At 51.0% G+C, this 19,703-nt stretch carries 20 protein-coding genes; 18 read left to right on the top strand and 2 right to left on the bottom strand.

Annotated elements, in window-relative coordinates; translation table 11 throughout:
* Positions 1 to 90: 90 nt before the first annotated feature.
* The gene (gene pflA, locus BHK98_RS06630; RefSeq protein ID WP_075712748.1) at positions 91 to 801 is read left to right on the top strand and encodes a pyruvate formate-lyase-activating protein; all 711 of its coding nucleotides are present in this window, start codon (positions 91 to 93) and stop codon (positions 799 to 801) included.
* Between the two features lie 517 nt (positions 802 to 1,318).
* On the opposite strand, the gene BHK98_RS06620 is transcribed toward pflA, so the two are convergent.
* A complete protein-coding gene (locus BHK98_RS06620; protein ID WP_075712747.1) occupies positions 1,319 to 2,485 on the bottom strand; it encodes a DUF4317 domain-containing protein in 1,167 nt (388 codons plus the stop codon).
* A 203-nt stretch (positions 2,486 to 2,688) separates the two neighbouring features.
* Between BHK98_RS06620 and metG the strand changes: the two genes are divergently transcribed.
* The 9 genes from metG (at position 2,689) to dusB (ending at position 13,078) form a co-directional block, all read left to right on the top strand.
* Positions 2,689 to 4,632 (top strand): methionine--tRNA ligase, encoded by a 1,944-nt coding sequence (gene metG, locus BHK98_RS06615; protein ID WP_075712746.1) that lies wholly within the window; start codon positions 2,689 to 2,691, stop codon positions 4,630 to 4,632.
* A 10-nt stretch (positions 4,633 to 4,642) separates the two neighbouring features.
* Complete coding sequence (locus BHK98_RS06610) at positions 4,643 to 5,485, top strand: TatD family hydrolase (protein WP_245796840.1); 843 nt, start codon at positions 4,643 to 4,645, stop codon at positions 5,483 to 5,485.
* A gap of 176 nt (positions 5,486 to 5,661) precedes the next feature.
* Entirely contained in the window at positions 5,662 to 5,883 is a 222-nt protein-coding gene (locus BHK98_RS06605; RefSeq protein ID WP_075712745.1) for a helix-turn-helix domain-containing protein, read from the top strand.
* Between the two features lie 112 nt (positions 5,884 to 5,995).
* Positions 5,996 to 6,433, top strand: coding sequence for a PP-loop family protein (locus BHK98_RS06600; protein WP_075712744.1), 438 nt, complete (start codon positions 5,996 to 5,998; stop codon positions 6,431 to 6,433).
* Positions 6,421 to 7,395 carry a tRNA lysidine(34) synthetase TilS gene (gene tilS, locus BHK98_RS13945; RefSeq protein ID WP_075712743.1) on the top strand — a complete coding sequence of 325 codons (975 nt, stop codon included), beginning with the start codon at positions 6,421 to 6,423 and terminating at the stop codon, positions 7,393 to 7,395. Before BHK98_RS06600 ends, tilS begins: the two co-directional genes overlap by 13 nt.
* Before the next feature lie 75 nt (positions 7,396 to 7,470).
* Positions 7,471 to 9,642, top strand: coding sequence for an ATP-dependent zinc metalloprotease FtsH (ftsH, locus tag BHK98_RS06590; protein WP_083628091.1), 2,172 nt, complete (start codon positions 7,471 to 7,473; stop codon positions 9,640 to 9,642).
* Entirely contained in the window at positions 9,639 to 11,219 is a 1,581-nt protein-coding gene (locus BHK98_RS06585) for a PucR family transcriptional regulator (RefSeq protein ID WP_075712742.1), read from the top strand. Before ftsH ends, BHK98_RS06585 begins: the two co-directional genes overlap by 4 nt.
* A gap of 18 nt (positions 11,220 to 11,237) precedes the next feature.
* Positions 11,238 to 12,077 (top strand): type III pantothenate kinase, encoded by an 840-nt coding sequence (locus BHK98_RS06580; RefSeq protein ID WP_075712741.1) that lies wholly within the window; start codon positions 11,238 to 11,240, stop codon positions 12,075 to 12,077.
* On the top strand, positions 12,074 to 13,078 hold the full coding sequence (gene dusB / locus BHK98_RS06575) for a tRNA dihydrouridine synthase DusB (RefSeq protein WP_075712740.1): 1,005 nt from the start codon (positions 12,074 to 12,076) through the stop codon (positions 13,076 to 13,078). The genes BHK98_RS06580 and dusB overlap by 4 nt, the downstream gene beginning before the upstream one ends.
* A 229-nt stretch (positions 13,079 to 13,307) precedes the next feature.
* Here dusB and BHK98_RS06570 read toward each other — a convergent pair whose 3' ends face one another.
* On the bottom strand, positions 13,308 to 13,853 hold the full coding sequence (locus tag BHK98_RS06570) for an NADH peroxidase (RefSeq protein ID WP_075715031.1): 546 nt from the start codon (positions 13,851 to 13,853) through the stop codon (positions 13,308 to 13,310).
* 323 nt (positions 13,854 to 14,176) lie between these two features.
* On the opposite strand from BHK98_RS06570, the gene BHK98_RS06565 reads away from it, so the two are divergent.
* The 8 genes from BHK98_RS06565 (at position 14,177) to BHK98_RS06530 (ending at position 19,537) form a co-directional block, all read left to right on the top strand.
* Positions 14,177 to 14,701 (top strand): RNA polymerase sigma factor, encoded by a 525-nt coding sequence (locus BHK98_RS06565; protein ID WP_083628089.1) that lies wholly within the window; start codon positions 14,177 to 14,179, stop codon positions 14,699 to 14,701.
* Between the two features lies 1 nt (position 14,702).
* Complete coding sequence (locus BHK98_RS06560; protein WP_075712739.1) at positions 14,703 to 15,350, top strand: DUF4367 domain-containing protein; 648 nt, start codon at positions 14,703 to 14,705, stop codon at positions 15,348 to 15,350.
* Positions 15,351 to 15,452: 102 nt separating this feature from the next.
* Positions 15,453 to 15,887: a hypothetical protein gene (locus BHK98_RS06555; protein ID WP_075712738.1), complete on the top strand. Its 435-nt coding sequence runs from the start codon at positions 15,453 to 15,455 to the stop codon at positions 15,885 to 15,887.
* Positions 15,888 to 16,293: 406 nt separating this feature from the next.
* Positions 16,294 to 16,980 (top strand): hypothetical protein, encoded by a 687-nt coding sequence (locus BHK98_RS06550; protein ID WP_143404551.1) that lies wholly within the window; start codon positions 16,294 to 16,296, stop codon positions 16,978 to 16,980.
* Positions 16,981 to 17,247: 267 nt separating this feature from the next.
* The gene (locus tag BHK98_RS06545; protein WP_143404550.1) at positions 17,248 to 17,730 is read left to right on the top strand and encodes a hypothetical protein; all 483 of its coding nucleotides are present in this window, start codon (positions 17,248 to 17,250) and stop codon (positions 17,728 to 17,730) included.
* Between the two features lie 32 nt (positions 17,731 to 17,762).
* On the top strand, positions 17,763 to 17,999 hold the full coding sequence (locus tag BHK98_RS06540) for a hypothetical protein (RefSeq protein WP_075712735.1): 237 nt from the start codon (positions 17,763 to 17,765) through the stop codon (positions 17,997 to 17,999).
* A gap of 216 nt (positions 18,000 to 18,215) precedes the next feature.
* Positions 18,216 to 18,755, top strand: a complete 540-nt coding sequence (locus BHK98_RS06535) for a hypothetical protein (RefSeq protein WP_075712734.1) — start codon at positions 18,216 to 18,218, stop codon at positions 18,753 to 18,755.
* Between the two features lie 74 nt (positions 18,756 to 18,829).
* Positions 18,830 to 19,537: a hypothetical protein gene (locus BHK98_RS06530; RefSeq protein ID WP_143404549.1), complete on the top strand. Its 708-nt coding sequence runs from the start codon at positions 18,830 to 18,832 to the stop codon at positions 19,535 to 19,537.
* Positions 19,538 to 19,703 lie beyond the last annotated feature (166 nt).

The following is a 19,703-nucleotide window of genomic DNA, read 5'->3' as shown; positions in this document are numbered from 1 at the left end:
TGCGGGTGCTGACGGCAGTCTGCCGGCAGCGCCGAGGCGGATGAAAGAGTATTTGCAAAGTATTTTGAATTCAGAGGAGCAGGTTGACACATGGCGACAGGTAGATTACACTCAATAGAGACGTTCGGAGCGGTTGACGGTCCGGGGATCCGTACCGTATTCTTTCTGCAGGGCTGTCCTGCCCGGTGCGCTTATTGCCATAACCCGGACACATGGAATCCGGCAGGCGGAAAGGAAATCACCGTGGAGGAGGTCGTGCGCCGCGCCAGACGGGGAAGACCGTATTACGGCGCCAACGGCGGCGTCACATTTTCCGGCGGCGAACCGCTGCTGCAGGGCGAATTCGTTCTGGAAGCGGTGCGCGCACTGAAGAGAGAAGGAATCTCCTCGGCGATTGACACCAGCGGAACGTATTTTGACGATATGTCAGAGCAGGTCATTGACGCGGCAGATATGCTTCTGCTGGATATCAAGCATATCGATCCGGAGAAATTCCGGGAGCTGACCGGCCGGGAGCAGAGTCCCCTGTTCCGTCTGATCGAGGTGATCAACCGTCTGGACAAGCCGATCTGGATTCGTCAGGTAATTGTTCCGGGCTTCAACGATGACGAGCAGTACATTTACAGTCTGAACGAGTTCCTCAGGAAAATCCGTTCGGTGAAGAAGATCGAGCTGCTGGGTTATCATAACATGGCAGAGAACAAATATGACAGGATGGGCCTTCACTACCGTCTTCAGGGAGTCAGACCCATGAACCGGAACAGGCTGCAGCAGCTCAGCAGCCTGACACAAATCGTGTAAATCATCTTATCTATATATTCTTTAACAGAAAGAAGGGTCGCGGGAAACTGCGGCCCTTCTTTCGCACAGAGATGCAGAGGAGCTGCGGAGACAACTGATCCTCCGTCTGTGTATCTGACGAATCCGGAGCGTCGGGCAGGCAGAGGCGCGGCAGGTTGCGGAACATATACACTGCCTTTTATAAAAACGGTATCATATATACCGGCAGATAATGAATACCTTTCTCCTGTTTATAGTCCTTTGTATGAACAAGGTATATATCTTTTATCCGGCTGCTGAATCTGTCACGGAATACATCTAAAGATTTATGTCCTCTGTAGTTTCCGGACTTTACTTCAATCGGATTGACTTTAGTTCCCGTTGAAGTGAGAAAATCTATCTCGTACAAACAAGATTACCGCCGAAATCCCCGTATAAAATATCAAAAATTACCCTCGAATCCCCGTTCGCATAAGCGGAATAACCCGGAGAATCCCCGTATAATGCAGCGGACGAAGACGATGGACGGCGGATACAGCTACTCTCCGCTGTCTTCTGTCTCGCCGGAAAAGCCTGAAACATTCACCGGAATCCCGTTGATTTCCACGCCGTCGCCGGCCGGAATCAGAATGTAGGAGCTTCCGTCTATGACGCGGGTCTCGATCATGCTGCTGTATTCCGGCGTCACGGAAATCTTTACGTCGGGCGTCTCGATCCGGAATTTCCCGGTTTCGATAATGTTGCGGGGATTCAGCTCCGCGAATTCTCCGTAGCGGTCGCGGCATTCCTGCTGGAACGCCTCGGCCTTTTCGGCAGGTACGCCGCTGTGCCGCAGGACGTCGCCGACTTCGGGGATGGATAGGACGAGAGGCTCGGGATCCTTGCTTTCCTTGTGATCCGCGATGCGGCAGCGCACCTGCTCGTGGACAGACTGTACGACATCGTAGCAGCAGTCTTCCTGCAGCGCGCTGCTCAGAGCATCGTCGAACAGAATCTTTTGTTCCTCGGCAGACATGGGCGGGTCCACGTGAAACAGTGCGTCGATGATGTTCTGGTGTATCTCGTCGGGATTTTTGCTGTAAAAAAGAGCGTTGTAAATATTCGCTGAACGGTCGTCGAAGGCGGGGAACAGAAATCCCAGCTCAGGCGCGAGGGCGATATGACCTGTGGATGTGCTGCGGAACGAGTGCTCCTGACTGTTGTAGATCAGCTCCAGCTTCGGATCCTTCACCGGGCAGACACTGCAGACAAAATACTGGTAGACTGCCTCGGAGGCGTCATCCATGACCGCGTCGTCGCTGCCGCGGAAGGGTACGTCATAGGTGTCTGAGGCCAGGAGGATGAGGTAGTTTGTGTCTCTCGGATCCATGGCGTCAATGATGCGTCGGCACAGCTCTTCGCGGGCGTCTTTGTTCTCCAGGCCCGACTGGCGCACAGTCTGAAGCAGGCGATGCTCCCCGCTGTTCTCCACCTGCGCAGTGGAGAATTCAATATCGATCAGATTCCGTCCGAGCGCGCCGGACAGAGACTTCTTCAGAAGCCCCAGATACATCTCCTGCTCTTCCTCTGGCATGAGCCCCAGAGAAGTGTCGATATATGTAATCGGTTCTTTGTTGCCGTTGACATAGCAGCCGTAGATCCTGCTGATGGCATTGTGATCTGGCTTGAAACGCCGGCGGATTTCATTGAGCTCTTTCTGATTCATGTTACGCCTCCTGTGGAACAAAATACAGTACTTGCTGAGCACGCATTAAAAAAAACATACATATCATAATAACATGTGCGGGTTTCCGGTTCAATTGTTCATTGATCTGCGACGGTCAGAATTGAATTTTGTTCCTCCGTGTGCTATCCTAATAATGTCAATGCCCCCGTCCCATTCGACGGGGAGAAGAAAGGAATGATTTGATGTCTGAAAACAAAGCAAGCAAGGGAACATATTACATCTCAACCCCGATCTATTATCCGAGCTCGAATCTGCATATAGGCCATACCTACTGCACCGTCATGGCGGACGCGGTTGCCAGATTCAAGCGCCTGTCAGGCTATGATGTGCATTTTCTGACGGGAACGGACGAGCACGGTCTGAAGATCCAGAAAATCGCGGAGGAGAAGGGCGTTACGCCCCAGGAATATGTAGATGAGATCGTTGCAGGAGTGAAAAAGCTCTGGGCCACCATGGAGATCTCCTACGATGACTTTATCCGCACGACGGAGCCGCGGCATGTCAGCCGCGTGCAGGCGATCTTCAACAAAATGAACGAGAAGGGGGATATTTACAAAGGCGAGTACGAGGGCTGGTACTGTACGCCCTGCGAATCCTTCTGGACGGAGAGCCAGCTGGTGGACGGCTGCTGCCCGGATTGCGGAAGACCGGTGGAAAAAGCTCATGAGAAGGCGTATTTCTTCCGCCTTTCCAAATACCAGGACCGGATTCTGGAGCTTTTTGAGAAAAATCCGGATTTCCTGAAGCCGGATACCAGAAGACATGAGATGGAGGAGTTCGTCAGACAGGGGCTGGAGGATCTCTGCATCTCACGCTCGACGTTCAAGTGGGGGATTCCGGTGCCCGGCGATCCGGAGCATGTCATCTATGTCTGGCTGGATGCGCTCACGAATTATATCACGGCGCTTGGCTACCCCGACGACCCGGAGCTGTATAACAAATACTGGCCGGCGGATGTCCATCTGGTGGGCAAGGAAATCGTCCGTTTCCACTCCATCATCTGGCCCGCGATGCTGATGTCGCTGGATCTGCCTTTGCCTAAGCAGGTGCTGGGGCACGGCTGGCTGCTCATCGACGGCGGCAAAATGAGCAAGTCCAAGGGGAACGTTGTAGATCCGGTGGTCCTGATCGACCGCTACGGCATCGATGCGCTGAAATATTTCCTGCTGCGGGAATACACCTTCGGGCAGGACGGCGTATTTACCAATGAAGTGATGCTGAAGAGAATGAACTTCGATCTGGCCAACGACCTGGGGAACCTGGTGTCCAGAACCACAGCCATGATCGAGAAATACTGCGGAGGCGTTATTCCCGGGGCGGCGACGGAGGATGAGATCGACCGCGAACTGAAGAGTCTGGCGGTCAGCGTCGCGCCTGAGGTGGAGAAGGACATGGACCGGTTTGCCTTTAACAGCGCGCTGGAGAATATCTGGGTGCTGGTACGCCGCGCCAACAAATATATCGATGAGAAGACGCCGTGGATTCTGGCGAAGGACGAAAGCCGGAAGGCGGAGCTGGATACCTGTATGCACAATCTGGCGGAGTCGCTGCGGATTATTTCCATTCTGATCTATCCGTATATGCACACCACCACAGAGAAGATCCGGGAGCAGCTTGGAATCACCGGGGAGATCCGGTGGGAGGACACCTTTGTCTTCGATCTTCTGGAAGGAAACAGAGTATGCCGCGGCGAAGCCATCTTCCCGCGCCTTGACATCGAAAAAGAACTGAAGGAGCTGGACGAGCTGAAAAAGCAGCAGGCAGCGGCGAAGGACGGAGACGGAGAGAACATTCCGCTGAAGCTGAAGCCGGAAATCGAATATGGCGACTTCGATAAAATGGACTTCCGCGTGGGAACGATTCTGTCTGCGGAAAAGCATCCGGACGCGGACAGGCTGCTGGTCTTCCAGGTGCAGATGGGAACGGAAAAACGCCAGATCATTTCCGGCGTCGCGAAGGACTTCCGTCCGGAGGAGATGGTCGGGAAGAAGGTTATCGTTGTGGCGAATCTGAAGCCGCGCAAGCTCCGGGGGATGGAATCCAAGGGCATGATTCTGTTCGCAGAGGACGGAAAGCATGTGAAGCTGGTGACCACGGAGGCTCCCGACGGGAACGCGGTGAATTAGGAGCATTTCCATGAACAAAATATTATTTGACGCGCACGCGCACATCAACGAGGAATCCTTCTCTGAGGAGGACCGGAAAAAACTGGCGGAGGCTGTCGAGGCTTCGCCGGTGGCCTATGTTATGGACGGTGGTTCAAACATTGCGACTTCCCGGCAGGCGGTCAGAGATGCGGAGACCTGGGAGTGGTGCTACGCCGTCGTCGGCGTGCATCCGCATGATGCGAAGGATCTCGAGAGCGGCGCAGCCACGCTGGAGGAAATACGGAGTCTTGCGGCGCATCCGAGGGTGAAGGGCATCGGTGAGATCGGACTGGATTTCTATTATGATAATTCCGAACGGGATGTGCAGCGGAAATGGTTCCGGGAGCAGATCCGCATGGCCAATGAGCTGTCCATGCCCATCGTGATTCATTCCAGAGACGCGGAGCAGGAGACGATGGAGATTCTGAAGGAGGAGGGCGCATTCAGCCGGGAACGGCAGTCGGCCTTTCCGGCCAGAAAGGGGCCGGACGGAGAGGAGCTGCCGGACAGCAGAGTTCTGATCCACTGTTTCTCCGGAAGTCGGGAAACCGCGGAACAGTACGTGAGGCTGGGCGCGACGATTTCGATCTGCGGCCCGGTCACTTTCCGGAACAACCGCAGAACCGTCGAGGTCGCACAGGCGATTCCGCCGGAGTTTCTGACGGTTGAGACAGATTCGCCGTATCTGGCGCCGGAGCCGAAACGCGGGAGACCGAACATGCCTCCCTATGTGGAATATGTGGCCCGCCGGGTCGCGGTACTGAAGGGAATGAGCTACGAGGATGTCGCGGCGATCACCTGCGAAAACGCGAAACGGTTTTACGGGATATGAACGGAAGAAGCCGTCCCCCCGCACAGGCGGGGCAACGGCTTCTTCTGATTTTTAGACAGAGCGACTGCGCGGAAGAGAACCGCGAGTTACCTGTACTTTACAGTATAGTCGCTTTATAGAGCATAGTCAACCTGCCGACTGACCTTTTATAATTGTTCCGGGACGGTGCAGGTTGTATGATCAGTTATGAACCATTCTGGGAACGGACAAAAGAATCGGGAATCACTACGTATGCTCTGATCAACGAGTATCATTTCAGCTCGTCCACAATCGACCGGCTGCGGCATAACAAACCGGTGAACACGACGACGCTGAACGATCTCTGCAATATTTATCAATGCCCTATCGAGGGAATCGTGAAGTATATTCCGGACGATGCTGCTGCGGAGGAGAAATGATTTTTTTCCCGGATGCGACAGGCGGAGGCGGGATGCGAAGGGACTGAGAAATGTTCCGGATGAAAACCGATTTCCTGTTTGAATCTGCCCGCCGGAATGGTATAATACAACCATGAATACCGTAGTTGACGCTGTCAGAAACAGCAGCCTGATAAGAGAACACCAGCACATTGTGATCGGACTCTCAGGAGGTCCGGATTCCATGTGCCTTTTTAACGTGCTGAAAAGTCTTTCCGGGGAGCTGGACCTGAAGCTGTATCCGGTTCATGTCAATCACAAAATCCGCCCGGGAGAGGCGGAGGCGGATCAGGCCTTTGTAGAACGGCTCTGCCGGGAGAGCGGGCTGGACTGCTATTCAGTGGAGTTTGACTGCCGTGCCGCGGCGGAGGCCCGGGGTGAGACGACAGAGGAAACCGGAAGATGGATGCGCTATGAAGCGTTCCGCGCCAGGGCAGAGGCTCTTTGTGAACAGGGCGTGGATCGGGGGATATCGCCGTCGCGCTGGCCCATAATGCGGACGATCAGGCAGAGACGATTATGTTTCGCCTGATGCGCGGCACGGGGGTCGGCGGCCTCGCGGGGATGGCGGCAGAACGGGAAGACGAGTCCGGTTTCCGGATCATCCGTCCTCTGCTGGAGATCCCCAAATCCCGGATACTGGAGTATTGCAGAGAGCACGACCTGCAGCCCCGGACAGACCGGACCAACGCGTCGACCGAGTACGCCAGAAACCGGATCAGACTGGAGCTGATGCCGGCACTCAGGCAGTACAACCCCCATATACGGGAGGCGATTCTGCGGCTGGGACGATCGGCGGCAGAGACCAGAGACTATCTGGGCGCGATGGCGGCGGCGTACATGAAGGAAGGAATGGAGCGTCGGGGCGAGACCGGGCTGTGCTTCCGCAAAGATCTGGCGGAGCTGCATCCTGCGCTGCGGAAGCATATAATCGGGAAGGCTCTGGAATCACTGGGACTGTTTCAGGATATGACGTCTGCCCATTACGGCGGAATTGAAGACATTCTCCGGAGCCGCTCACCTTCCGCTTCGACGGATCTGCCTCACGGCTACCGGGCCTGCATGGAATACGGCCGGTTGGTGCTATATGCGCCGTCACGAGCCGCGGAGCCGGAACCGGCTCACGTCCGTCTTGCGCTGACCGTTCTTCCTGCGGAGAAAGCGGTTTTTCCGCCGGGGGCCGCGGTGTTTGATGCGGATGCGCTTGAAGACGCATACGGACCGGATTTTGTCACAAAAATCACGCTGCGGACGCGCGGGAGCGGAGATTTTCTGGGAATCCGCGGCGGCCGGAAGAAAATCCAGGATCTCTTTGTGGACGAGAAGATCCCGAAGGAAAAACGAGACCGGGTCCCGATTGTCGCCATCGGCAGAGAGGTGCTGTTCATCCCCCGGGGAGACTGCGGGCCGCTGCGGCCGCGGTACAGTGCGAATTATGCTTTGTCCCCCGATACAAAAAGAGTGATTACGGTTGAAATAATTGGTATAGTATGATAAAATTAATGAGTTAATTTGTTAGGAATAAACAAATTAAAACTTAAAGAGAATACAGCGGAGGGAAATAGAAAATTGAAACGATTTGCGAAAAACATCGTCATATATCTTGTGATATTCGGGCTGGTTCTCGGCGCGGCGGTTCTGTATAAGGGCGGCGCCGGCACCACCAACAAGAAGGTGAGATATTCTACGCTGGTGCAGTACCTGGAGCAAGGAAAGATTACCGAAATCAGCATCGGCTCGGACTATAAGGTTACGGGAAAAATCGGCGACAAGGAATATGTGTACGCCTACTGCAACAACATCGTGGATGAGCAGTGGCTGTTCCAGAAATACATCACCAAGGGAATCAGCAGCGGTAAAATCTCGTATTACAGCAAGCCGCCGAGCTCAGGCAGCGCGATTCTGCAGATTCTGCCCACCATTATTATGGTGATCGCCCTCGGCTTCCTGTTTTATCTGATGATGAACCAGGGCGGCAACGGCAAGGCGTTCCAGTTCGGGAAGAGCAAGGCCAGACTGTATAAGGGCGACGGGAAGGTGATTACCTTCGCGGATGTCGCGGGTCTGAAGGAGGAGAAGGAGGAGCTTGAAGAGGTCGTGGACTTCCTCAAGGATCCGAGAAAATATCAGGAGGTCGGCGCACGAATCCCCAAGGGAATCCTGCTGGTCGGTCCTCCGGGAACAGGAAAGACTTACGTGTCGCGGGCGACGGCGGGCGAAGCGGGAGTGCCGTTCTTTACGATCAGCGGCTCCGACTTTGTTGAAATGTTCGTCGGCGTCGGTGCGTCCCGTGTCAGAGATCTGTTTGAGCAGGCCAAGAAAAACGCACCCTGCATCGTGTTTATCGACGAGATCGACGCGGTGGGACGTCAGAGAGGCGCCGGACTGGGCGGCGGCAACGATGAGCGGGAGCAGACGCTGAACCAGCTGCTGGTTGAGATGGACGGATTCGGGGAGAATTCCGGCATCATCATTCTGGCCGCGACAAACCGTCCGGACGTCCTGGATCCGGCTCTGCTGAGGCCGGGACGCTTCGACCGGCAGATTGTCATCGGCATTCCGGACGTCAAGGGCAGAGAGGAAATCATCCGCGTCCACTCCAAGGACAAACCGCTGTCAGAGGAGGTTTCGCCGGAGATCCTGGCCAGAAGAACCCCGGGCTTCACGCCGGCGGATCTGGAGAATCTGCTGAACGAGGCGGCGCTGATTACGGCCAGAAGAAACGGCCGGAGAATCCGCATGGCGGAAATCGAGGAGGCGACGACCAAGGTGATCGCCGGTCCCGCCAAGAAGAGCCGGGTGATCAGCGAAAAAGAAAAGAGACTGACGGCGTATCACGAGGCGGGTCACGCGATTGTGATGCGCAGTATTCCGGGTTCCGATCCGGTGCATCAGATTACCATCATCCCCAGAGGGCAGGCCGGAGGCTTCACGATGTCTCTGCCTACTGAGGACCGTTCTTATGGAACAAAGAAGGACATGGAGCACGAGATCCAGCACCTTCTGGGCGGACGCGTGGCAGAAGCGCTGACGCTGGATGATATCAGCACCGGAGCGAGCAACGATATCCAGAGGGCGACGGAGACGGCCCGCGACATGGTCACCAAGTACGGGTTCAGCTCCAAGATCGGACCGGTGAATTACAGCGATTCCAGCGATGTCTTCCTCGGACGGGATTATTCTAAGACAAAGTCCTATTCGGAGGGCGTCGCGATGGAGATCGATACCGAGGTGCGCAGGATTATTGAGGAAGCGTACAGCATGACGGAAAAAATCCTGCAGGAGAACATGGACAAGCTGGAGCGTGTCGCACAGGCGCTGATGCGTGTCGAAACCCTGGACGGGGAGCAGTTTGAGGCTCTGTACACGGGGAAGGTTACCGCGGAGGAGCTGGAACAGCAGGTCATGGAGAAAGAGGCGGAGATTCGCCGCCAGAACGCGCGGGAGGCGGAGGAGTCAGAGCGTCTCCGCAGAGAAGAGGAGGCGCGCCTGGCAGCAGAACTTGCCAGATACGACACCGATTATCTGAGCGATGACGACGAACCGGAGCAGAGTGAACCGGAGGCACAGAGCACTCCGGCACAGAGCGAGCCGGAGGCAGAGAATCCGGAGCAGAGTGAACCGGCGTCACAGAACCCGGACCAGGATACGCCGGAGGCTCAGGACACGCCGCGCCGGACTGAGGAGGATAACCCGGAGGGGGAGAATTCTGCGGATGAGAAAGAAGGCGAACATCTGTGAAAGTTACAGTAAAGGACTGCCTGGAGCTGGAAGCGTTCACGCCGGGCGTGCTGGTGGCAGGCAAAAGGAATATTGATAACAGAGTGCGGTCCATTTCCGTTCTCGACGCCGACAACGCTGATGCGGCAGTGGCGGAGAACGGAGTCAGGGAGCAGCTTCTGCTCACTTCTTTCCGCGGCGTGCCCACGGACGAGGAGAAGACGAGGATCGTTCAGGCGCTGGGGAAAGCAGGCGTCGCCGCGCTGGCGGTGTTTCACCTGCCTCAGGGAGCGGACTCTTTGAACAAAGCCGCTGTGGCGGCGGCTGAGGAGTCCGGTCTTCCGCTTATCGTGATTCCGCCGGAAAACGAAGCGGTGTATTCCGAGGCGATCGAGCAGGTGATGGACAAGCTGCTCTACGGCGACAATTTCAAGAATGGACTGATTAACAACACGATCTACCATCTGCTGGATTTTGAGAAGCACAACAGCTTCCAGGCAGCATTGAAGGAGGCGGCGGTCAGCAATGAATTTCAGGTGGTGCTCCTGTCCAGAGACTTCAACCCGATTCTGACGGTGGAGACACGGCAGCGGACAACCATCGCTGACGCCATACGCGCCGGAAAAGAACGGGATGTGGAGAAGTCGGGCATCTACACCTTTATCGATGTCAATGGCGTGCTCACCTACTGGGGGCCGATTACCATAAACAGTGAGAAATATTTTTTGTTCATCGTGGATAACGACGACAATTATTCTGCCGGAGAGATCACCAAGCTGGCGGAGATCATCGAGCTGGCCATGGGTATGTGGAAGTACACGCCGGAGAGGGACGTGAGGGCGGAATTCATCAAGGCGCTGATCCGCTCCAACAAAAGTCTTGCCTACTCGCTCAAGGACGAGATGGAAATCGTGAGTGAGAACATCCTCAGCGTGTTCTATGCGAAAGGAATCGAGACTCCTGAGGGTCATGAAATCATAGCGGCCTGCGAGCGGGAGGAAAATCTCGAGGTCATGTGTATCGCGGAGGGTGAGGAGACCTACGGCGTGATCCTGAAAAACGGGAACAAACCGGAGGACAGCGAAACCACACAGAAAATGGGCGTTCTCCATCTGTTTGACCGCCTGAAGGAGGGCAACAAGACGGTGCGGATTTTCCACGCCACCGGAATCGACGGTATCGAGGGCGCGGCGGATGCGTTCCGTCTGATCGGAGAGACCTGGACCTTCGTGGAGAGCGTCTTCCCATATAAGAGGGTGTTTACAAAATATGAGCTGGCGCTGGTTTCCAACTGCATCAACCTGCAGGTACAGGGCGGCTATCTGAAGAAAAACTATATGGATCTGCTGGAGCCGTTCAGGCGTGAGGTCGGAGAGAATAAGGCGCGGCAGCTCCTGGAGACGCTGGAGACCTTTGTGCTCGACGCGGGCATGAACAGCAGCAAGACCAGTGTGTTTATGGGAATTCATACGAATACAGTTCAGTACAGACTGAAGAGAATTAATGAGATTCTGGGCGCGGAGATTACCGGGAATCGTGTTATTCCGGGTCTCACGATGGCCCTGGCGCTGAAAAGACTGGAGAGAGTCGTTAAATAACTGAAGGATAAGGAGAAGATGTTATTAGCCTTTGACATTGGAAACAGCAACACCGTACTTGGAGTGTTCAAAGACGGGAAGCTGGTGACGAACTGGAGGATCGAGACGGATCCCAACAAAAGCGCGGACGAATACGGCATGCTTGTCCGCCAGCTCTTTGATTATGAAGGACTGGTGATGAGCGAGGTCCGGGATGTGATTATTTCCACCGTCGTCCCGTCAGTGCTGTTTACGGTACAGCACATGTCGCAGAAGTATTTCAACAGGAGAGCCATTGTGGTGGAGTCCGGCGTCAAGACCGGGCTGATTGTGAAGTATGACAATCCCAAGCAGGTGGGGGCGGATCGGATCGTGAACGCCGTCGCCGCATATAACAAGTACGGCGGGCCTCTGATCATCATCGATTTCGGCACCGCGACCACGTTCTGCGCGATTACCGACAAGGCGGAATATCTCGGCGGAACTATCGCGCCGGGGCTGAAAATTTCCTCGGAGGCGCTCTTCCAGAAGACTGCGATGCTTCCGAAGGTGGAGCTGGAGGAGCCGGGAACGGCCATCTGCAGAAACACTATCCAGAGTATGCAGTCGGGACTGATATACGGACACATGGGTATGGTGGAATTCATGGTGCGTAAGATGAAGAAGGAGCTGGAGGAGCTGACCGATACAGACAGGCCGGTTAAGGTGGTCGCCACCGGCGGTCTGGCCTCCATGATTGAAAGCGGCGTCGGATGCATCGATTATGTGGACAAGCTTCTGACTCTCGAGGGTCTGGAGATCATTTACCGCAAGAACCGCCGCAGCCGCCATATCCACAAAGATAAAATGAAATGTGATTGTGATAAAGAGACGCGATGAATCATAGAGAAACAGACATCGGAACGAGAGAAGCGACGGCAGGGGGATGTGTATCCATCGGAAAACTGAAGCTGAAGAATCCCTTTGTCCTCGCACCTCTGGCGGGAATTACCGACGCTCCCATGCGGCGCATCTGCCGGCAGATGGGGGCGTCTTTGACGTATTCGGAAATGGTCAGCGCCAAGGGAATGTATTACGGCGACCGGAAGACGGAAAAGCTTCTGGCGCTGTATGATGACGAGGGCCCGACCGCCTGTCAGATTTTCGGCAGCGAACCGGAAGTCATCGCCTTCGCGGCGGAGAAGCTGGAGCAATACGGCCACGCCCTGCTTGATATCAATATGGGCTGTCCCATGCCGAAGGTGGTGCGCAACGGTGACGGTTCCGCTCTGCTGAAGGATCCCGTCAGGATTGAGAGGATCGTTGCGGCGGCGGTGGCGCATACGACAAAGCCTGTTACGGCGAAGATCCGGATCGGCTACGGCGCAGGCGAGAATAACGCGGTGGAAACGGCCAAGGCGATTGAAGCCGGCGGCGGAGCCGCGGTAGCGGTTCACGGAAGGACCCGTGCACAGTTATATACCGGAAAGGCGGATTGGGGCGCGATTGCGGCAGTTAAGCAGGCGGTAAAGATTCCGGTCATCGGAAACGGCGATGTGACCGATGTTTCTTCTGCTCGCGCGATGATGGAACAGACGGGCTGCGACCTGGTGATGATCGGCCGGGGCGCACTGGGGAATCCATGGCTTTTCCGCGATCTCAGCCGCGACTGGCAGGGACTTCCGCCTGTTCCGCCGCCGTCGCTTCCGGAGATCCGGGAAATGCTGCTGCGCCATCTGGATGACCTGACCGGCTGGAAGGGCGACTACACGGCGGTTCGGGAGATGCGCAAGGTCTGCGGATGGTATATCCGCGGAATTCCGGGAAGCGCAGCCTTTCGCCGGCAGGTGAACCAGATTACGGATGTGGACGAGCTGCGAAGAGTCATCGAAGGACTTTAGCTTCAGACCTTGTCTGCGAATTCGCTGAACGCCTGAGACTGAAACCGGAACGGGCGGGGGTCCCGCAGCCAGCGAAGAGAAAAGTTAATATATGTACGAAAAAAAGCCGCTGCATCATCGCTGAACCGTCTGATGCAGCGGCTCCTTTCATGAGCCTGGGGATGACTCCTGTTTCGGGCTCGCCTGCGGACGAGCGACTGACAGGAAGTTCATCCTTCTCTGTATATTTTTATTTGCCGAAGTATCTGTCAAGCAGTCCTTTGAAGGCCGCACCGTGTCTCGCCTCGTCCTTGCACATTTCGTGGACGGTGTCATGGATCGCGTCAAGACCAAGCTCCTTGGCTCTGGTCGCCAGATCCTTCTTGCCCTTGCAGGCACCTGCTTCCGCATCAACTCTCATGGACAGGTTCTTTTCGGTGGAATCCGTCAGGACTTCGCCCAGCAGCTCTGCAAATTTCGCTGCGTGCTCAGCCTCCTCGTAAGCGGCCTTTTCGTAGTACAGGCCGACTTCCGGATAACCTTCTCTGTGCGCTACTCTTGCCATCGCAAGATACATTCCGACTTCGGAGCACTCGCCCTCAAAGTTCGCCTTCAGACCGTCTACGATCTCCTGATCTACGCCCTTGGCAACGCCGACCACATGCTGGTCCGCCCAGGAAACCTCGTCCTCCTGCTTCACAAACTTATCTGCAGGAACCTTACATACCGGGCACTGTGCCGGGGGTTCCGGTCCTTCATGAACGTATCCGCAAACTGAACATACCCATTTCATAATCATGTACCTCCTTGGTTGAAAATATATAAACTTTTATGTCGGTTTGTCACAATCATTTGCTGTAACACCTTTATTCTACCACAGAATCAGGATTAGAAACAGTCTAATTTTATTTTTTTACAAATAAATTACAGAAACGAGGAAAATGATGCGGGGTAAACAGGTTAAAGACGGCGGTAGAGCTGAAAAAAGAACTTATCGACGTAGTTATGTGATATGGGAAAATATTGCATTTATTTTGCTGCAGAATTATAATAAAAGGAAGAAATTTTCTTTTTTGTCGAGATTGCGCAGCCTTGACAGCAACATGAGAGGGATGACAGATGCTCGCTATTTTCTTACAGATTGTAGATACGCCTGAGGAACAGACAAAATTTGAGAAACTGTATCACAGATATAAGAATCTGTTGTTTTACGTTGCGTATAATGCCCTTGAAGACTATGAAGATGCTGAAGATGCTGTGAATGAAACCTTTTTTCGTGTGGCAAAGAATTTTTCAAAAATCGGTGAGATTGAATGTCACGAAACCAGAAATTTTCTCGTTATTATTATTAAGAACATTTCAATTGATTTGCTTCGTAAAAGAAAGGCTTTTACAGGTGAGTTAAATGAAGAACAGCCGGTCAGAGGTTATGCAGGGACGGACGAAAATACGCCAGAAAAACTGAGAGATGTTGTTGATGTTTTGAAGGAAATGCCGGCAAAATACAGAGATGTTTTGTGGCTGAATGCGGTGGCAGGATATCGCGCTGTCGAAATAGCAGCTTTCCTCGGAGTGAGTCCGGAAACAATTCGCAAACGTCTGCATCGAGGACGGGAAATGCTGAAAAAACGGTTGGGAGAATAAGATGGAAAAAATAAGGGAAGCACTTGTATTGATATATGATGAAGAAATCAACACAATTGAAAAGGATTCCGTCAATTCGCCGGAACACAGTTTCACTGAGGAATTTGAAGAAAAGATTTTCTCTTATGTGAGGTTCTCCGAGCGACACTATGTCCCTGTGTCGCATTTCAGAATAAGAAAAGCCGCGGTTATCGCTGTGATTGCAGCGCTTGTGATGACCTCGGCAGTGGTCTCAATCGCAATCGTAAAGCCGTCTGTTATCTGGAACATTCAAAAAAAGGCTGTAGAATGGATAATAGAATTCCATCGGGAGAATACGGACAGTGAAACTGGCGGATTTAAGATCCGAAAACTGGAAATTCCCGACGGGTTCACGGTGAAGGAAGAGAGCAGGCACGACAGCGGTTATTATGTAAATTATGAGAACCATGACGGTAAATTCATTGCGCTCCAGCAGTCTGTGGCAGATGATACAAAGATGTATCTGAATGCTGAGAGCGACGAACGTAAGACCTTCAAAATTGATGGACATGATGCAATTGCAATACGTGATGAAGATACCTGGGTAATCGTTTGGGATGATGGAAAGTATGTCTATGATTTGACAGGCAACGTGAGTTATGATGAGCTGATTCGGGTGATAGAGTGAAAAAATTAAAAAAAATAAAATAAGATGTCACGTTTCAGAGACTCTCCTCGTTATTATGTATAGAAATGTTATTTCAGAATACAGCGAGGAGGGTTTTGCACTATGAAAAAGAATGTAAGCAGAGGAGCATTATTCGCTATTTGCTTTATGCTGGTGGTTGTTTTATCGGGGACTGTGGCTGTTTATGCGGTAGATGTTGAACATCAGGCTGGTGAGAAAATAATAGATGAATATGAATATATCAGCTCAGCCTCAACGAATTTGTCGATTTCAGGGGACATGGCGACAGCATCAGCTAAAATAACTCGTAAATCCAGTGCAGATAGAGTGAAAATCACGATGAATCTTCAGCAAAAAAAAAACAATGAATGGAATACTGTCAAAAGCTGGGGAAAGAACAGCTCGAGCAGGGTCACGTACATAGAGAAAACAAAGACGGTGTCCGGCGGGCTATATCGCGTATATACAAAAGTCATAACATATACCGGAGATGATAGCGAAACTATAAAGATTTACAGCAAAACTAAGAAACATTGAATGTTGTGTATATATACCGTGTGCCTGTTAGAAACATAGCAAGGGTGTATTTGGAAAAGAAGGATATAGCTGCAATGTTTTTATTATAAGCGGGAGGTGAGGACGATGACTTAGGAGACGGCTGCGGTTTGAGTTGATATATTATGCGTTATAGAATACAATATCAGAGGACGTAACGGGGACAGATTATATTGCAGATAATTATTTAGAAGAGCGTGACGTATATATTGTCAACAACGCTGATTCGAGTATTTCAATACCGAAAGATGGGGGAGATACAATAATATTCGATTCAAACGGGACGAAACCCATTGGATTTGCATTACCTGAGGAAGCTGAAATCAGCAGAGGTCAGTTGTTGGGGAACGGTACTGTCCTTTATGATTCGCCAAAAGGAAACGTAAGCATGGGAGTTCAGGCTCTGTCCCGTACAGAAAATGGGATGACATATAATGCCGTTAGAAGTTTGATTACAATTATGGATGCATCTGCTCCGCACGAATACAGTTTTAAATTTACTTTGCCAAGAGGATATCGATTGGTTTGGGATTATGATTATGATGACGGACAGGATGAACTGGATGACGGAACTGTTTTCATTGTGGATGAAAATGACGAGGTGGTCAGAACGATTGATCCTGCATGGGCAAAAGACGGTGAAGGGAAGGATATTGCCACGCATTATACGATCACAGGGAATACACTGGTTCAGCATGTTGACTTCAATGAAAATACGAAATTCCCTGTAGTTGCGGATCCGACTGAAGGTGATACGAAGATATCGACGAAATACCTTACAAAAAAACAGGTAAAAAAGACCAGAGACGAATATGCGGGGAAACCGAAGCATGAGTTCTGGGATCTGCTTATGACTCTGGTGGGGGGAAGAGTACCAGAACTGGAAACAGCATGGAAGTTGGCGAAGTTCATGGAGACGAACATTAATGCCACGAGTTATGCAACCTGGAATAAAATTTATGAGAAATTCCCTAAAAGCAAAAATCGTGTGAAAGTCGTTACGAAATACAGATGGCATCATAAAGGTGCTTGGGTGGCAACTGGGATAGCGAAATATTCGTATGTGACGAAATAAGGATTTATCATTGGATGTCGGGATGTAGATCACATTGCGCATCCCGACAACTGTAATAATACAGATTCAGATTCACGGCGCCTTGCTTAATACCTCAAAGACGAGTGAATTCTTCGGAAAAGCAAGAAAGGAGAAAATTAAATTGTTAACTGATAATTAGTATCTGTTTGTGAAGTCTTCGTGGAACTTAGTAAATGATGGTTGTGTCCGGACAACGATGTCAAGGAGTATAATCTGACCATGATGTTCGCCGGCGGATGCTAATTGATGCTGAAACTGCATCGATTGGAGGATACAAGTATGATGAAAGAGAAATGGCAGGAACAGTTTAAAGGCCTGAATGGCTTTTTCAAGTTCTGGTTTATTGTCGGATCGGCTGGCTGGCTCATCGTCTATGCGAATATGGCCGCCCGCATATATAATGTGCCGGCAGAAGAAAATTTAGCGTGTAGTCTGGCTGTTGCCGTAATGACTGTGGCGGAATTTATTGTGTGGGGGGCGGATGACCGTTGGGCAGGAGTACGGAAAGCAGAAACTCCGGAGAAAAAAGGAAGAATTCTTATTTTCCACAATGTGATGATTGCTGTGCTAGAGGTGATATGGCTGCTGCTGTTTATGGTCATCTGGAAGAAAGGGGGAGTAATTCAGACTCCGATGGAGGCAGGAAATATTGTCACGCTGTTTCTGATCGGAATTCTTATTACGGTCGCAGGGACGGGGATTTACCTGCGGTTTTCCCGCAAATATTAACATATGCACCAGCAGAGAATGGGAGACCAGCTATGAAAAATAGAACAAATTCGGGCTTGATCCAAAAGCCATCCGAAAAAGAATTGGTTTGCATTATCTTTTTCTCGCAAATAATCATTGTTGTAGCGATATTAGGGATACTTTTTTTAGAAATTGGGACAGAACGATTGGCTTTTTTAATCTTTGTTCTAGCACTGTCATCTTTAATATCTGCAATTAAACTTCTAAGAAATAATTCTCAGAACGTTATTCTAAGTGAGAAGAAATAACGAATCCTACAGAGCCTCACGTTCATGGTAGCGTGGGGCTTGGTGACGTAATTCCAAATGGCTCTTGCGCAGCCAACACGAAGGTCGATTTGGTAAAGGAAACAAATATACTTAACCAACATTTAATTGAGGCAGATTCAAAAAGGAATAGAATAATTGGCAGTGCTATAAAATCGAGTTATCATGAAGATAAGATATTAAGAGCGGAGGAGTTATATGAGTAAAACGATAAAACGAACTATAATTGTGTCAAGCACGATAGCATTGTTACTGTTTTTTTTAGTAGGAAATAACGTCTTTGCAAATACTTTCAGTGGAAAGTATACAACAGGGAATTTGACGTGGAAGTTTGCGGGATCATATTCAGCAGATACACAAAAGGAACTGTTAAAGTATCCCAAAAAGTGGACGGCACTTTCGAGCAAACTCAACCTTAAAGGAGAAGGTGATTCATATAAGTATTCAAGATTCAGGATAAGATACAATTTGACAAAGCCATCGACATCTGGACTCTTAGGGAGAACATTCTTTTTCACTAAGGAGGGTTCGCCTTTAACATATACCGACAAGTGGTGGAAGGCAACTGTCTCGGTTTATAAAAATCCAGACGCTAATACGACTAATAAACACGCCACATTAGTGCATGAGGCTGGGCATGCTTTCAGCATGGCTCATTGTAATCATCCTGGGAAAAAAACACATAATGCATCAGGGGTTAAAGAACTATACCTCTGTTTCGACGTACGAGAAAAATGAACTTATTGGTAAGTGGGGATCGTGATGAGTTGAAAGAGGCTCATTATGTAGTTAGGATTAAGGAGGGGATTGTTATGAAGAAAATAATAGTATTATTGATGGCTATTTTAACAGTTACTCTTTGTGCATGTGCCAACGAGAACGAGAGCAAAACATCGGAAGTTAAGGATGTTACAGTGCAGTCAGACTATACACAGTATGAGTATGAAGCGCTCAAGAGGGTTTCAGAGATTATAGTGAAAGCTGAAATTCAAGACGATCTTTCTGAAAAAAACAGCATAATCGAAAGGGATAGCGATGATCCAGAATCGGTTTCCGGTTTCAGCGCAGTCAGAGAGATAAAAATACTTGATGTATATGCCGGTAAGGAAAAAATAAAGGCGGGAGATACTATAAAGATTATTGAGGATGCAGCAATGGATGGAGGGTACTATTACCACGGGGAGAATTATGAGAGCCTTAAAAAGGGTGCGGAGTATATTCTGTTCTTAAATAAGGACAATGCTGCTGGTGAATACTCAATAATAAGTGCTGATAATGGGAAAGTTTGCACTTCTGATTTTGAAGACATGAAAGACCTTAATGAAGAGAATTTCGAAGTTGCTGTCAAGACTCTTGTAGAATTTAACAGTGATCTTGATGATAAAGAAAAGTCCAAAATCATAGAAGGCAATGTTTATAGGAGTACTAATAAAGAGGCGTCAAGAAAAGAGGTTGAATTGCCTTCTGGGGTAATGAAATACGACTACACGAATAAAGGAATTGCTGTCACTTTGAAATAATAATAGTTAAAGTCAGAAAAAAGAAGCATTCTTATTTTCCACAATGTGATGATTGCTGTGCTAGAGGTGATCTGGCTGCTGCGCCGCGGCGCTGCTGACAAACTGCCGTCAGCGCCCATTAAGTCCGACGGGGATTTAATGAGCAGACACTAATCAACAGGGGGTG

The sequence above is a fragment of the Hornefia porci genome (genome assembly GCF_001940235.1).
GTDB classification, from domain to species: domain Bacteria; phylum Bacillota; class Clostridia; order Peptostreptococcales; family Anaerovoracaceae; genus Aminicella; species Aminicella porci.
The sequence above is the reverse complement of the archived record's forward strand: the minus strand, read 5'-3'. Positions and strand labels throughout refer to the sequence as shown.

What these genes read in the sequence shown, in the direction of transcription:
- pflA (WP_075712748.1), top strand. Translation starts at nt 91, where the DNA reads ATGGCGACAGGTAGATTACACTCAATAGAGACGTTCGGAGCGGTTGAC.
- BHK98_RS06620 (WP_075712747.1), bottom strand. Translation starts at nt 2,485, where the DNA reads ATGAATCAGAAAGAGCTCAATGAAATCCGCCGGCGTTTCAAGCCAGAT.
- metG (WP_075712746.1), top strand. Translation starts at nt 2,689, where the DNA reads ATGTCTGAAAACAAAGCAAGCAAGGGAACATATTACATCTCAACCCCG.
- BHK98_RS06610 (WP_245796840.1), top strand. Translation starts at nt 4,643, where the DNA reads ATGAACAAAATATTATTTGACGCGCACGCGCACATCAACGAGGAATCC.
- BHK98_RS06605 (WP_075712745.1), top strand. Translation starts at nt 5,662, where the DNA reads ATGATCAGTTATGAACCATTCTGGGAACGGACAAAAGAATCGGGAATC.
- BHK98_RS06600 (WP_075712744.1), top strand. Translation starts at nt 5,996, where the DNA reads ATGAATACCGTAGTTGACGCTGTCAGAAACAGCAGCCTGATAAGAGAA.
- tilS (WP_075712743.1), top strand. Translation starts at nt 6,421, where the DNA reads ATGTTTCGCCTGATGCGCGGCACGGGGGTCGGCGGCCTCGCGGGGATG.
- BHK98_RS06580 (WP_075712741.1), top strand. Translation starts at nt 11,238, where the DNA reads ATGTTATTAGCCTTTGACATTGGAAACAGCAACACCGTACTTGGAGTG.
- dusB (WP_075712740.1), top strand. Translation starts at nt 12,074, where the DNA reads ATGAATCATAGAGAAACAGACATCGGAACGAGAGAAGCGACGGCAGGG.
- BHK98_RS06565 (WP_083628089.1), top strand. Translation starts at nt 14,177, where the DNA reads ATGCTCGCTATTTTCTTACAGATTGTAGATACGCCTGAGGAACAGACA.
- BHK98_RS06560 (WP_075712739.1), top strand. Translation starts at nt 14,703, where the DNA reads ATGGAAAAAATAAGGGAAGCACTTGTATTGATATATGATGAAGAAATC.
- BHK98_RS06555 (WP_075712738.1), top strand. Translation starts at nt 15,453, where the DNA reads ATGAAAAAGAATGTAAGCAGAGGAGCATTATTCGCTATTTGCTTTATG.
- BHK98_RS06550 (WP_143404551.1), top strand. Translation starts at nt 16,294, where the DNA reads ATGGGAGTTCAGGCTCTGTCCCGTACAGAAAATGGGATGACATATAAT.
- BHK98_RS06545 (WP_143404550.1), top strand. Translation starts at nt 17,248, where the DNA reads ATGCTGAAACTGCATCGATTGGAGGATACAAGTATGATGAAAGAGAAA.
- BHK98_RS06540 (WP_075712735.1), top strand. Translation starts at nt 17,763, where the DNA reads ATGAAAAATAGAACAAATTCGGGCTTGATCCAAAAGCCATCCGAAAAA.
- BHK98_RS06535 (WP_075712734.1), top strand. Translation starts at nt 18,216, where the DNA reads ATGAGTAAAACGATAAAACGAACTATAATTGTGTCAAGCACGATAGCA.
- BHK98_RS06530 (WP_143404549.1), top strand. Translation starts at nt 18,830, where the DNA reads ATGAAGAAAATAATAGTATTATTGATGGCTATTTTAACAGTTACTCTT.